The 12,479-nt window shown below is 67.5% G+C and carries 10 protein-coding genes; 7 read left to right on the forward strand and 3 right to left on the reverse strand.

Annotated elements, in window-relative coordinates:
• Entirely contained in the window at positions 1 to 1,011 is a 1,011-nt protein-coding gene (locus L0C60_RS03675) for a YibE/F family protein (protein ID WP_234503523.1), read from the reverse strand.
• A gap of 57 nt (positions 1,012 to 1,068) precedes the next feature.
• Between L0C60_RS03675 and L0C60_RS03685 the strand changes: the two genes are divergently transcribed.
• The 7 genes from L0C60_RS03685 to L0C60_RS03715 all read left to right on the forward strand — a co-directional run bounded on the left by L0C60_RS03685 (position 1,069) and on the right by L0C60_RS03715 (position 8,406).
• Positions 1,069 to 1,437, forward strand: coding sequence for a zinc uptake transcriptional regulator (locus L0C60_RS03685; protein ID WP_071677968.1), 369 nt, complete (start codon positions 1,069 to 1,071; stop codon positions 1,435 to 1,437).
• An 8-nt stretch (positions 1,438 to 1,445) separates the two neighbouring features.
• Positions 1,446 to 4,061 carry a DNA translocase FtsK gene (locus L0C60_RS03690; protein ID WP_234503521.1) on the forward strand — a complete coding sequence of 872 codons (2,616 nt, stop codon included), beginning with the start codon at positions 1,446 to 1,448 and terminating at the stop codon, positions 4,059 to 4,061.
• Positions 4,062 to 4,083: 22 nt separating this feature from the next.
• Positions 4,084 to 4,485 (forward strand): S-adenosylmethionine decarboxylase, encoded by a 402-nt coding sequence (gene speD / locus L0C60_RS03695; RefSeq protein WP_234503518.1) that lies wholly within the window; start codon positions 4,084 to 4,086, stop codon positions 4,483 to 4,485.
• Positions 4,486 to 4,487: 2 nt separating this feature from the next.
• Positions 4,488 to 5,432 carry a polyamine aminopropyltransferase gene (gene speE / locus L0C60_RS03700; RefSeq protein ID WP_234503499.1) on the forward strand — a complete coding sequence of 315 codons (945 nt, stop codon included), beginning with the start codon at positions 4,488 to 4,490 and terminating at the stop codon, positions 5,430 to 5,432.
• 16 nt (positions 5,433 to 5,448) lie between these two features.
• Positions 5,449 to 6,081: a DsbA family protein gene (locus tag L0C60_RS03705; protein ID WP_234503496.1), complete on the forward strand. Its 633-nt coding sequence runs from the start codon at positions 5,449 to 5,451 to the stop codon at positions 6,079 to 6,081.
• A 68-nt stretch (positions 6,082 to 6,149) separates the two neighbouring features.
• Positions 6,150 to 7,685, forward strand: coding sequence for a cation:proton antiporter family protein (locus tag L0C60_RS03710; RefSeq protein WP_234503493.1), 1,536 nt, complete (start codon positions 6,150 to 6,152; stop codon positions 7,683 to 7,685).
• On the forward strand, positions 7,672 to 8,406 hold the full coding sequence (locus L0C60_RS03715) for a YebC/PmpR family DNA-binding transcriptional regulator (RefSeq protein ID WP_234503490.1): 735 nt from the start codon (positions 7,672 to 7,674) through the stop codon (positions 8,404 to 8,406). The genes L0C60_RS03710 and L0C60_RS03715 overlap by 14 nt, the downstream gene beginning before the upstream one ends.
• A gap of 33 nt (positions 8,407 to 8,439) precedes the next feature.
• Here the strand turns inward: L0C60_RS03715 and secA are convergent, their stop codons facing one another.
• Positions 8,440 to 11,436 (reverse strand): preprotein translocase subunit SecA, encoded by a 2,997-nt coding sequence (secA, locus tag L0C60_RS03720; RefSeq protein WP_234503486.1) that lies wholly within the window; start codon positions 11,434 to 11,436, stop codon positions 8,440 to 8,442.
• A 39-nt stretch (positions 11,437 to 11,475) separates the two neighbouring features.
• The gene (gene tsaD / locus L0C60_RS03725) at positions 11,476 to 12,447 is read right to left on the reverse strand and encodes a tRNA (adenosine(37)-N6)-threonylcarbamoyltransferase complex transferase subunit TsaD (protein WP_234503483.1); all 972 of its coding nucleotides are present in this window, start codon (positions 12,445 to 12,447) and stop codon (positions 11,476 to 11,478) included.
• Between the last annotated feature and the right edge of the window lie 32 nt (positions 12,448 to 12,479).

Genomic DNA, 12,479 nt, shown 5'->3' on the forward strand with positions numbered 1-12,479 from the left:
CTAGTGGGGGTGGGCGTGGTCCGGCGGCCCGCCCCGCCCCCCGCGGAAGGCCAAGGCCGCCACCCAGGTGGTGAGGGGCACGGCGAGGAGAAGCCCCAACGAGCCCAAGACCATGCTGGCGAGCTCGGCGGCGAAGGGCTCGGTGTTGAGGAGGAAGCGCAAGGGGGTGGGGTCCTTGGTGAGGAGGAGGAAAAGGGGCAAGGAACCGGCGGCGTAGGCCAGGACCAGGGTGTTCACCAGGCTCCCGATGTGGTCGTACCCCACCTCCATCCCCCGGCGGTAGAGCTCCCAAAGCCCCAGGTGGGGATTGGCGTGGCTTAGGGCCTGGACCACCGCCGCCTGGGTGACGGTGACGTCCGTGAGGGCCCCCAAGGCCCCCACCACCACCCCCGCCAGGTACAGGGACACGAGGTCCACCCCACCCCACTGCCGGAGGAGAAGCGCCTCCTCGGAGGCGAGGCCCGTGAAGCCCATGGCCCGGGTGAAAAAAAGGGCTAAGAGGAGGACGAAGGCCACGGAGAGCAGGGTCCCGAGGAGGGCCGCCGTGGTCTTGCGGTTCACCCCGTGCACCAGGTAAAGGGTGAGGAAGAGCACGCCCACGCTCCCCAAGAAGGCGTAGAGAAGGGGGTTTCCCCCCGAGGCCACCCGGGGCACCACGAAGTAGACCACCACCAGAAGGCTCATGAAGGTGCCCAAAAGCCCCCTAAACCCCTTTCCCCGCCCGAGGAGGAGGGCAAAAAGGGCGAAGAGGCCGAGGAGAAGGAAAAGGTGGGGAAACCGGTCGGGCTCGGTGACGTAAAGCCTTCCCCCCTCGCGGTAGAGGACCACCCGCTCCCCCACCCGGAAGCCGCCCCCGTCGGCGGGAAGGAGGGCCTCCTGGACCCCTTCCGCCACCCGCACCTGGGCCACGCCCCGCGCCGGGTCCAGGGCCAGGATCTGCCCCAAAAGGTAGCCTCCTTCCCCCGCGGCCCAAGCGGAAAGGAGGAGAAAAAGGAAAAGCCCTTGCCACATGCCCCCACTCTAGCCCGGGAAGATGAAAGGAGCTTCTCAGATTGTATGCTAAGGGGCATGGAGCGGGCCACCAAGCAACGGCGGGCCATCCGGGAGGCCTTCTTGGAGGCGAAAAGGCCCCTCTCCCCCCAGGAGGTCCTGGCCCTGGCCCGGAAGAAGGTGCCCTCCCTGGGCCTCGCCACCGTCTACCGCAACCTCAAGGCCCTGGTGGAGGAAGGCTTCCTCACCCCCGTGGCCCTGCCGGGCGAGCCCCCCCGGTACGAGCCCGCCGGCCTGGAGCACCACCACCACTTCTTCTGCCGGCGGTGCGGCCGGGTGTTTGAGCTTTTGGGGTGCGAGCTCGCCCTAACCCACCTCCCCCCCGGCTTCCAGGCCGAGGACCACGAGGTCACGGTCTATGGCCGTTGCCCGGAGTGCGCCTTATAATCGTCCCGATGGCCAAGCGGAAGCCCGCCAAGGCTAGCCGTGGGTACGAGCGGGAGGGTTACGTCGCCCTTCTCGGGGCCCTGGCCATCTTCCTCTCCTCCCCCTTCCTCCCCCTGGACACCGGAGCCCTCGGCGAGGCCTTGGGCGCCTTCTACCGGGCGGTGGGCCTGCCCGGCTACCTCCTTCCCCCAAGCCTTTTCCTCCTGGCGGTGGCCCTGTACCGGCAAAAGCCCCTCAAGCCCCTCCTCCGCCACCTCCTTTTCGCCTACCTCCTCGCCTTTAGCCTCCTCCCCCTGGCGGGGCCCTTGGCGGGGGAATGGGGCCAAGGGTTTAGGCGCCTTTTGGAGGAACGGGCGGGGGCCTTGGGCCTCCTGGCGCCCCTCCTCCTCGGGAGCCTGGTCCTGGACCTTTGGCGTTCCCGCCCCCCCTTCTCCCTCCTCCTTTTGGGGATGCGGAAGGGGGTGGAGGGGGTGCGGCGGACGCGGCAGGCGCTAAAAGCCCTCCTCTTGCGGCAGAGAATCCGGGCCTTAGCCCGGCTCTACCCCGAGCACGCCGCCCTCCATGCCCTGGCCAAAAGCCTCGCCCCCGAGGAACTCCCCGAGGTGGAAGGGGCCTTGCGAAGGTTTTTGGAGGAACGGGTAGCGGAGCTTAGGCGCCAAATGGAAGCGGACCAAAGGCCCCTCGAGCCCAGGCTCCTCGCCCTGGAGGGCGCCCTCAAGGCCCCCATCCCGGGGGAAGGGCCCTTGCGGGAGGCCCTGGAGGAGCGGCGCGCCGCCTTATACCTGGAGGTCCAGGCCCTAAAGGCGCGGCTTAAAGCCCTGCAAACCCTTCCCCGGCTAACCCCTTCCCTTAGGGGCCTCCTCCTGGGCCGCAAACTGCGGGAAGAGCGGCGGGGGCGCTGGGAGGAGGTGGCGGGGCTCCTCGAGGACCTGGAGGCCCGCCAGGAGGAGCTATCCCGCTGGCTCCCCTTCCTCACCCTTGGGCCCGAGGCGGAGAAGGAGGCCCTCAAGGCCCTCCTCACCGGCAACCCCCCACCCTCGCCTTCGGAGGCCAAGGAAGCCCCCAGGGCGGAGCCCGAACCCGAGCCCTTTGACCTGGACCTGGTCTTCCCCGAACCCACCCCGCCCCCCAAAGACCCCCCCCGCCCCCAAGGGGAGGTCCGGGTGGCGGTGGCGCCGAGCACCGCCCTCACCCTGCCCACCCCCGGGCTCCTTGACCCCCCCGAGCCCAAGGGCCACCTCCGCGCCCTGGAGGAGGAGGCGGAAAGGCTCAAGGGGGCCATCGCCGAAACCCTCAAGCAGTTCGGCGTGCAGGCGGAGGTGGTGGGCCACGCCCGGGGGCCCTCGGTCACCCGCTACGAGCTCCTCCCCGCCCCCGGGGAGAAGATCAGCCGCATCCAAAGCCTGCAAAACGACCTGGCCCGGGCCTTGGCGGTGGGGGCGGTGCGCATTGAGGCCCCCATCCCCGGGAAGCACACCGTGGGCCTGGAGGTGCCGAACCCCAAGCGGGAGCTGGTGCGCTTCTCCGAGGCGGTGCTCTCCCCAAGCTTCCAAAACGCCAAGGCCCTCCTGCCCCTGGTCCTGGGCAAAAGCATTGAGGGGGAGATCTGGGTAAGGGACCTGGCCAAGATGCCCCACCTCCTCATCGCCGGGTCCACGGGAAGCGGGAAGAGCGTGGCCATCAACGTCCTCATCGCAAGCCTCCTCTTCAAACACCTCCCCACCCACCTGCGCCTCCTCCTCATTGACCCCAAGATGGTGGAGCTCACCCCCTACGAGGGCATCCCCCACCTGGTGCGCCCCGTGGTGACGAGCCCCGAGGAGGCCGCCGGGGTCCTGCAAGGGGCGGTGGCCCACATGGAAAGGCGCTACCGCCTCATGAGCCAGGTGGGGGCCAGGAACCTGGAGCAGTACAACGCCAAGATGGAGAAGGAGGGGGGCGAAACCCTGCCCTACCTGGTCATCGTGGTGGACGAGCTCGCCGACCTGATGATGACCGCCCCCAAGGAGGTGGAGGCGGCCATCCTCCGCCTCGCCCAGATGAGCCGGGCCACGGGGATGCACCTCATCCTCGCCACCCAGCGCCCCAGCGTGGACATCCTCACCTCCCTCATCAAGGTGAACATCCCTGCCCGCCTGGCCTTCGCCGTGGCCAGCGGCTTTGACTCCCGCACCATCCTGGACACGCAAGGGGCGGAGAAGCTCATCGGCCAAGGGGACGCCCTCTTCCACCAGCCCGGCCTCACCAAGCCCGTGCGCCTCCAGGTGCCCTACCTCTCCGAGGAGGAGGTGGCCCGCCTGGCCGGGTACCTGCGGGGGCAGAGCTTTGAGGACCGCTTCGCCGAGGCCTACGGGGCCGACTTTGAACCCCCCAAGGCCCCGGAGGGTACCGGGCCGGGAGAGGTGGACTTCTCCGACCCCCTCCTGAAGAAGGCGGCGGAGATCGTGGTGGAGGAAGGCTACGGGTCGGTGAGCCGACTGCAACGCCGGCTTTCCATCGGCCACGCCCGGGCCGGAAAGCTGATGGACGCCCTCGAGGCCATGGGCATCGTGGGCCCCCCCAAGGGCTCCAAACCCCGGGAGGTCCTCATCACCAAGGAGCAACTCAAGGACTTCTTCGGCTAGGGGTGTGCTATCATGGCCCCTTGTGGAAATGGTGCCGGGTGGGCGCTGGGTAGCGGAGATTTACGGCTGCGATCTGGACGTGCTGGAAAACCCCAAGATGGTGGAGGCGGCCCTTCTGGATGCGGTGATGCGCCTGGGGGCCCCTAAGGACTCGGCCCAGTCCGTGGTCTACAAGTTCCACCCCCAGGGGCTTTCCGCCGCCGTGGTGAGCCCGGTGGCGGCGGTGATGATCCACACCTGGCCCGAGGACAACGCCTCCGCCACCTTGGACCTCTACTTCTACCGGGACGGGGTGGACCCGGAGGAGGTCCTCAAGGGGCTTTCCCGGGCCTTTGGGGCCAAGGAGGAGTCCGCCTTCCGCTACTGGCGGGGCACGGAGCACGCCATCCGGCGCCGGAGCTTTGCGGGCAACCAAGGAGGTTAGCGATGGAATACGGCATGTACTTTTTTGAACACATCACCCCCTTTGAGACCATGGTGCGGCGCATGGAGCGGGTCATCGCCTCGGGCCGCACCCGGTACCAGGACTACTTCCTCTTTGAGAGCCAGGGCTTCGGCAAGGTGCTGATCCTGGATAAGGACGTGCAAAGCACGGAAAAGGACGAGTACATCTACCACGAAACCCTGGTCCACCCCGCCATGCTCGCCCACCCCGAGCCCAAGACCGTGCTCATCGTGGGGGGCGGGGAGGGGGCGACCCTGAGGGAGGTCCTCCGCCACCCCACGGTGGAAAGGGCGGTGATGGTGGACATTGACGGGGAGCTCGTGGAGGTGGCCAAGCAGCACATGCCCGAATGGCACCAGGGGGCCTTTGACGACCCCCGGACCGTCCTCGTCATTGACGACGCCCGGGCCTACCTGGAGCGGACCCAGGACGCCTACGACGTGGTGATCGTTGACCTCACCGACCCCGTGGGGGAGGACAACCCGGCCCGCCTCCTCTACACTGTGGAGTTCTACCGCCTGGTGAAGGCGCACCTGAACCCGGGCGGGGTGATGGGGATGCAGGCGGGGATGATCATGCTCACCCACCACCGGGTCCACCCCGTGGTCCACCGCACGGTGCGGGAGGCTTTCCGCTACGTGCGGAGTTACAAGAACCATATCCCGGGCTTCTTCCTAAACTTCGGTTTCCTCCTGGCCTCGGACGCCTTTGACCCCGCCGCCTTCTCCGAAGGGGTCATAGAGGCCCGCATCCGGGAGCGGAACCTCCCCTTGCGCCACCTGAACGCCCCCTACCTCGAGGCCATGTTCGTCCTGCCCAAGGACCTGCAGGAGGCCTTGGACAAGGAGGAGATGGTTTCCACCGACGCCAACCCCTTCTACGTCACCCCAGAAGGGGACGCCCGCCAAGCGCCCTACATCCGGTAGGTGGTAGAGTAAGCCCATGCCGCGCGCTATTGTTCTCCTGGTGGTGGCCCTGGCCCTTTTGGGCCTGGGCTGGATCCTGTGGGGACCCAAGGGCAAGGCGGGGCTGGACCCCACCCAGGGGGCCCGCTTCGCCTTGGGGCGGGAGGACGCCCCCGTGGTGGTGGTGGACTTCTCCAACTACCTCTGCCCCCACTGCCAGAACCACGCCCTGAACGTCCTTCCCCGGCTGAAGGCGGAGTACATAGACACGGGCAAGGTGCGCTACCTCTTCCGCGACTTCCCCTTCCCCGGCCAGGCCAACGTGATCCGGGCGAGCGAGGCCGCCGCCTGCGCCAGCGAAGCGGGGCGCTACTACGAGTACCACGAGGTCCTCTTCCGCGCGGCGAGCGCCTGGGGCAACCTGGCGGGGGAGGTCCTGGACCGCTATTTGGTGGACCTGGCGGGGCAACTGGGCCTGGACACCCAGGCCTTCCAGGCCTGCTTGGCCTCCGGGCGGCACCGGGATGGCGTTTTGGCGGACCAGAAGCTGGCAAACGACCTCGGCCTCACCGGAACCCCCACCTTCTTCATCGCCGGGGAGAAGCGCACGGGCTTCCTGCCCTACGAGGAATGGAAAGCCCTCCTGGACCAGGCCCTTTCCCAGAAATAGGCCAAGCGGTGTAGGGGCGGGGGAAGCACACCCCCGCCCCTTTTCCCTTGCTCTGCTACCCTGGGGGCATGGAGGCCCTCTGGGTCGCCGCCGCCTTCGCCCTAGGCCTTTTCGCCACCCGGCTAGGCCTCCCGCCCTTGGTGGGGTACCTGGGGGCAGGCTTTGGCCTTCACGCCCTGGGCCTTAGGGAAACGGAGTTCTTGCGCCACGCCGCCGAGATCGGCGTCCTCCTTCTCCTTTTTAGCGTGGGGCTCAAGCTTCGGCTTAAGGACCTCCTGGAGCCCCGGGTCCTGGGGGCAGGGGGGCTTCACCTCCTCCTCTTCGCCCTCCTGGCCCTGCCCTTCGTGGGCCTTCTTCCCCTGGCCGTGGCCCTGGGTTTTTCCAGCACGGTGCTGGTGGCCAAGCTTCTTGAAGACAAGCGGGAACTCACCACCTACCACGGCCGCCTCTCCTTGGGCATCCTGGTACTCCAGGACCTGGTGGCGGTGGGCCTCCTCACCCTTTATGGGGCGGGTTCGGTGAGCCCTTGGACCCTTTTGGTCCTCCTTTTCCCCCTTTTCCGCTCCCAGGTGGGCTGGCTTCTGGAAAGGAGCGGCCACGAGGAACTCTTGGTCCTCTTCGGCATGGGGCTTGCCCTTTTGGGCGGGGAAACCTTCCGCCAGGTGGGGTTATCCCCGGAGCTGGGGGCGCTCCTCATGGGCACCCTCCTCTCCGGGCACCCCAAGGGCACGGAGATGGCCAAGTCCTTGTGGAGCCTGAAGGAAGCCTTCCTGGTGGCCTTTTTTCTGGAAATCGGCCTAAAGGAGGGGCTAAGCGGGGTGGAGGCAAAGCTCGTGCTGGGCCTCCTCCTCCTTTCCCTCCTCAAAGCCCCCCTCTTCTTCCTCCTCTTCCTCCTCCTGGGCCTCCGGGCCCGCACCGCCTTTGTGGCGGGGACCTACCTCGGCAACTACTCGGAGTTCGCCCTCATCGTGGGGGTGGCCTTGGAGAAGGCCGGGCTTCTCCCGGTGACGCTGAGCAACCTGGCCCTCCTGGTGGCCCTTTCCATGGCCCTCTCCGCCCCCCTTGGCCGCTATAGCCACACCCTCTATAAGCGCCTCGAGCCCCTGCTCCTCCGCCTAGAGCGGAAGGGCCGCCACCCCGACGAGGAGCCCGAGCGCCTGGACGGGGCCACGGTCCTCATCGTGGGCATGGGGCGCACGGGGGGAGCGGTCTACCGGGTCTTGGAGGCGGGTGGGGAGCGGCCCTTCGGCCTGGACGCCGACCCCGAGAAGGTGGAAAGGCACCGGGCCAAGGGCCGGCGGGTCCTCTACGGGGATGCGGAGGACCCCGAGCTTTGGGAAAGGCTGGACCTCTCGGGGGTCAAGGCGGTGGTCCTGGCCCTGCCGGACCTCGAGGCCAAGCTCCTCGCCGCCCGCTGGCTCAAGGAAAGGGGCTTTAGGGGCGTGGTGGCGGCCACCAGCTTCCACCTGGAGGAGGACCCGGCCTTGGAGGCCGCCGGGGTGAGCCTCCTCTTCCACCCCTTCCGGGAGGCGGGGGAGCGCTTGGCGGAGAAGGTACTGGAAAGGCTCGCTATAATGGGTGAGGTGAGCCATGGCCGGTCATAGCAAGTGGGCACAAATCAAGCGCAAGAAAGCCGCCAACGACCTAAAGCGCGGCAAGATCATCTCCAAGCACCTCAGGGCCATCCAGGCGGCGGCCCGCGCCGGAGGAAGCCCCTACCCCGAGGCCAACGTCCAGCTGCGCAACGCCATTGAGGCCGCCCGCGCCGACGATGTGCCCATGGAGAACATTGAGCGCCTCCTGCAGAAGCTCCAAGGGGGCGGGGAGAGCGCCGAGCAGTACGAGGAGATCGTCTACGAGGGCTACGCCCCGGGCGGGGTGGCCCTTTTGGTCTACGCCCTCACGGACAACCGGAACCGCACCGCTGGCGAGGTGCGCCACGTCTTCTCCAAGTACGGGGGTTCCTTGGGCACCTCGGGGAGCGTGGCCTGGCAGTTTGAGCGGAAAGGCGTCATCGTCTGCCAAAACTCCGAAGCTGCCCAGGAGGCGGCCATTGAGCTCGGCGCTTTGGACCTGGAGGAGGAAGGGGATAGCCTCACCCTCTACACCGACCCCGCCGAGGCCTACCGCATCGCCGAGGAGCTCAAGAAGCGGGGCATCCCCGTGGAGGCGGTGGAGGTGGTGCAACACCCCCAGAACACCGTAAGCCTCTCCCCCGAGGAGGCCGCCAAGGTCATGCGCCTGGTGGAGGCCTTAGAGGACCTGGACGACGTGCAGAACGTCTACACCAACCTAGACCCGGCAAGCCTCCAGGTGGAGGCGTAAAGAGGCCGCCCGGGGGTCACCCCGGGCGGACGCCTATCCCTTCTTGCGCTTTTTCTCCTCCCGCATGAGCCGCCGGCGCTCCGCCCGGGAGAGGCCCGGCTGGGGCGTGGGGGTTGGGGGACGCTTCCTTTCCACCCCAAAGGCCTCCGGGGCCTTGGGCGCCTCGGGCACGGGCACGTAGGGGGCTTCCCGCACCGGGCGCACGGGCTCGGCCTCCACCTTGAGGCGGAAGAGGAACTTGGCCACCTCGCCCTTGATGAAGCCCACCATATCGTTGAAAAGGCGGGTGGCCTCAATCTTGTACTCCTGGAAGGGGTCCTTTTGCCCATAGCCCCGGAGGAAGATGCCCTGCCGGAGCACGTCCAGGTTGTGCAGGTGCTCCTTCCAGGCGGAGTCCACCACGTTGAGGATGACGAAGCGCTCCACGGCCCGCATCAGGGGCGGGGAAAGCTCCGCCTCCCGGGCCTCGTAAGCCTTGAGGGCCCCCTCCGCCAGGCGCTCCACGCCCTCTTCCGGCTTGAGCTTCCTCAGTTCCTCAAAGGGGAAGTCCGCCAGTTGGGGCACGGTGTCCAGGAGGGCGGCCCTGAGGCCCTCGAGGTCCCAGTCCTCAGGGTGGACCTGGGGGTTGAGGAAGTTCTCCGCCAAGGCGGCCACCGTCTCCTCCACCATGCCCATGGCCGCCTCCCGCACCTCCTCGTCCTTGCCCAGGAGGATGAGGCGGCGCTGGGCGTAGATCACCTCCCGCTGGCGGCTAAGCACATCGTCAAACTGCAGAAGCTGCTTGCGGATGGCGAAGTTGCGGTCCTCCACCCGCTTTTGCGCCCGTTCAATGGAGCGGGTGACCATGGGGTGCTCAATGGGCTCGGAGTCGTCAAAGCCCATGCGGTCCAACATGGCGATGACCCGGTCCGAGGCGAAGAGGCGCATCAGGTCATCGTCAAAGCTCACGTAAAACCGGCTTCCCCCAGGGTCCCCCTGGCGGCCGGCGCGGCCCCGGAGCTGGTTGTCAATCCGCCTAGACTCGTGCCGTTCCGTGCCCAGGATGAAAAGCCCCCCCAGGGCCCGCACCCGCTCCTCGTCCTCCTTGCACGCCTCCCGGATCTGGCGGATCTTCTCCAGGAGCTCTTCCTTCACCCCAAGCTCCGCCGCCAAGGCCTTCGCCTCCTCCTCCTGCCCCGCCACCATCTTCTTGATGAAGAGCTCCACCTTCCACTCGTAGCGGTCAAAGCCCTCCTTCTCCAAAAGGGCGGCGGCCAGGTACTCGGGGTTCCCCCCAAGCTTGATGTCCGTACCCCGCCCCGCCATGTTGGTGGCGATGGTGACGGTCTTGCTCCGGCCCGCCTGGGCCACGATCTCCGCCTCCCGGGCGTGGTGCTTGGCGTTTAGGACCTGGTGGGGGATGCCTTGGCGGAGGATGCCCAGGGTGTGCACCGCCCGCTTCAAGCCTTCCCAGGCGGTGCGCAGGTTCCCCTTTGGCGGGATGAGCTCCTCAAAGGGCGCAAGGTCCTCGTCCTTGAGCTGGGTGGGCTTTTCCAGAAGCTTCCTGAGCCGGTCCCAAGCCTCCCCCTGCTGCTTGGCGCTCGCCTTTTTGAAGAGCTCCAGGCGCATCTCCAGGCGGGGCAGGTAGAGCCTGGGCTCCTTGAGCATCTGGGAAAGCCTTTCCGACTTCTCAATGCTGATGGTGCCCACCAAGACGGGCTGGCCCCGCTCGTACTTCTCGGCGATCTCCTCCACCACGGCGTAGAACTTCCCCTTCTCCGTGCGGTAGACCACGTCGGGGTAGTCCTTGCGGATCATGGGGCGGTTGGTGGGCACCACCACCACGTCCATGCCGTAGATCTCCTGGAACTCCTTCTCCTCCGTCTTGGCGGTGCCGGTCATGCCGGCGCGCTTCTCGTAGAGGCGGAAGAAGTTCTGGTAGGTGATGGTGGCCAGGGTCTGGTTCTCCCTTTCAATCCGCACCCCCTCCTTGGCCTCAATGGCCTGGTGGAGGCCCTCGCCGTAGCGGCGCCCCGGCATGAGGCGGCCCGTGAACTCGTCCACGATGATGACCTGGCCATCCTGGACGATGTAGTCCCGGTCCCGGTGGTAAAGCTCCTTGGCCCGGATGGCCTGGATGAGCATGTGGGCGAGCTCCATGTTCTCGGGGCTGAAAAGCCCCTCCACCCCAAGGAGCTTCTCCGCCTTGGCGATGCCCTGGAGGGTGAGGTGGACGGAGCGGTTCTTCTCCTCAATGGTATAGTCCCCCGTGGGCTCCTTGCGCACCCCAGGCTCGGCGGGCAGGCCCCGCTCTAGCTTCTTGGCGATCTCCGCCATCTTGTAGTAGAGGTCCGTGGCCTTCTCCGCCGGGCCGGAGATGATGAGGGGCGTGCGGGCCTCGTCAATGAGGATGGAGTCCACCTCGTCAATGATGGCGTAGTGCAAGGGGGTGTCGTGGCGGAGGACCAGTTGGTCCGGGCTGATGGCCATGTTGTCCCGGAGGTAGTCAAAGCCGAGCTCGGCGTTGGTCACGTAGGTGACGTCGGCCAGGTAGGCCTTGCGCCTCTCCTCCGGGGTGGAGCTGTGCTGGATCACCCCCACGCTCAGGCCCAAGCCCCGGTAGACGGGCCCCATCCACTCGGCGTCCCGCTTGGCCAGGTAGTCGTTCACCGTGACCACGTGGACGCCCTTGCCGGTGAGGGCGTTTAAGGCCACGGCCAAGGTGGCCACCAGGGTCTTCCCCTCCCCGGTCTTCATCTCGGCGATCTTGCCCTCGTGGAGGACCGCCCCGCCAATAAGCTGCACGTCAAAGTGGCGCATGCCGAGGTAGCGCTTGGCGGACTCCCGGGTGAGGGCGAAGGCCATGGGAAGGAGCTCGTCCAGGGAGGCTCCCTTTTGGTGCTTCTCCTTGAGTTCCCGGTAAGCGGCGGCCAGGTCGGGGATTTTCTCCACCTCGGGCTCTAGCCGGTTGGTGGGCTCCACCACTTGCTTGTAGTAGCGGGCGATCTCCCGCTCGTTGTTGTCAAAGAGCTTCCGCAAAAGGCCTAGCATCCTAGGGCCGATTGTACTCCTTGGGGATGAGAAACCCCTTTAGGCCTCCTCCAGGGGCCAGTAGGCGGTGGCCCCTAGGGCGAGGGGGCTTGGGGGAAAACCCGCCCGGTGGCGGCGGTAGGCGGCGAGGGCGATCATGGCCCCGTTGTCCTGGGAAAGCCCCTTGGGGGGGAAGTAGACCTGAAGCCCCGCCTCCCTAAAGCGGGCCTGGAGGGCCTGGTTCGCCGCCACCCCTCCCGCCACCAGGAGGACCCTGTGCCCCGTGTCCTCCGCCGCCCTTAGCACCACCTCCGCCAGGTGGAGGATGGCCGCCTCCTGGAAGCCCTTGGCCAGGGCGGGCCTGGGGAGGCCCCGCTCCACGAGCTGGAGGGCCTTGGTCTTGAGCCCCGAGAAGCTAAAGTCATAGCCCCTTTGCTCCCGCAGGGGCACGGGGAAGGGGATGGCCTCCTCCGCCTCCTGGGCAAGCCGCTCCACCTCCGGCCCCCCGGGAAAGCCGAGGCCCAAAAGCCGCGCCACCTTGTCAAAGGCCTCCCCGGCGGCGTCGTCCCGGGTGGCGCCCAGGAGGCGGTAGCGGCCCAGGGCCTGGACCTCAAAGAGGTGGGTGTGCCCCCCCGAGGCCACCAGGGCCAAAAAGGGGGGGTCTAGCCCCTCGGGCCAGGCGGCGGCGATGTGGCCCTCGAGGTGGTGGATGGCGTAGAAGGGCTTTCCCAAGGCCCAAGCCAGGCCCTTGGCGAAGGTGTAGCCCACGAGGAGGGCCCCGATGAGCCCCGGACCCCGGGTGGCCGCCACCAGGTCCAGGTCCTTGGGGCGAAGCCCCGCCTCGGCCAGGGCCCTCTCCGTGAGGGGGCGGATGGCCTTCAGGTGCTCGCGGCTTGCCAGTTCCGGCACCACCCCGCCGTAGGCCTCGTGGAGGCGCACCTGGCTCGCCACCAGGTTCACCACCACCTGCCCGTCCCTCACCAGGCCCACCCCGGTGTCGTCGCAAGAGGTGTCAATCCCCAAAACCCACACCCTTCCACCCTACCAAGGCTAGGCTAGGGGGA

The organism is Thermus hydrothermalis, from assembly GCF_022760925.1.
GTDB lineage: Bacteria > Deinococcota > Deinococci > Deinococcales > Thermaceae > Thermus > Thermus hydrothermalis.

What these genes read in the sequence shown, in the direction of transcription:
- L0C60_RS03675 (WP_234503523.1), bottom strand. Translation starts at nt 1,011, where the DNA reads ATGTGGCAAGGGCTTTTCCTTTTTCTCCTCCTTTCCGCTTGGGCCGCG.
- L0C60_RS03685 (WP_071677968.1), top strand. Translation starts at nt 1,069, where the DNA reads ATGGAGCGGGCCACCAAGCAACGGCGGGCCATCCGGGAGGCCTTCTTG.
- L0C60_RS03690 (WP_234503521.1), top strand. Translation starts at nt 1,446, where the DNA reads ATGGCCAAGCGGAAGCCCGCCAAGGCTAGCCGTGGGTACGAGCGGGAG.
- speE (WP_234503499.1), top strand. Translation starts at nt 4,488, where the DNA reads ATGGAATACGGCATGTACTTTTTTGAACACATCACCCCCTTTGAGACC.
- L0C60_RS03705 (WP_234503496.1), top strand. Translation starts at nt 5,449, where the DNA reads ATGCCGCGCGCTATTGTTCTCCTGGTGGTGGCCCTGGCCCTTTTGGGC.
- L0C60_RS03710 (WP_234503493.1), top strand. Translation starts at nt 6,150, where the DNA reads ATGGAGGCCCTCTGGGTCGCCGCCGCCTTCGCCCTAGGCCTTTTCGCC.
- L0C60_RS03715 (WP_234503490.1), top strand. Translation starts at nt 7,672, where the DNA reads ATGGCCGGTCATAGCAAGTGGGCACAAATCAAGCGCAAGAAAGCCGCC.
- secA (WP_234503486.1), bottom strand. Translation starts at nt 11,436, where the DNA reads ATGCTAGGCCTTTTGCGGAAGCTCTTTGACAACAACGAGCGGGAGATC.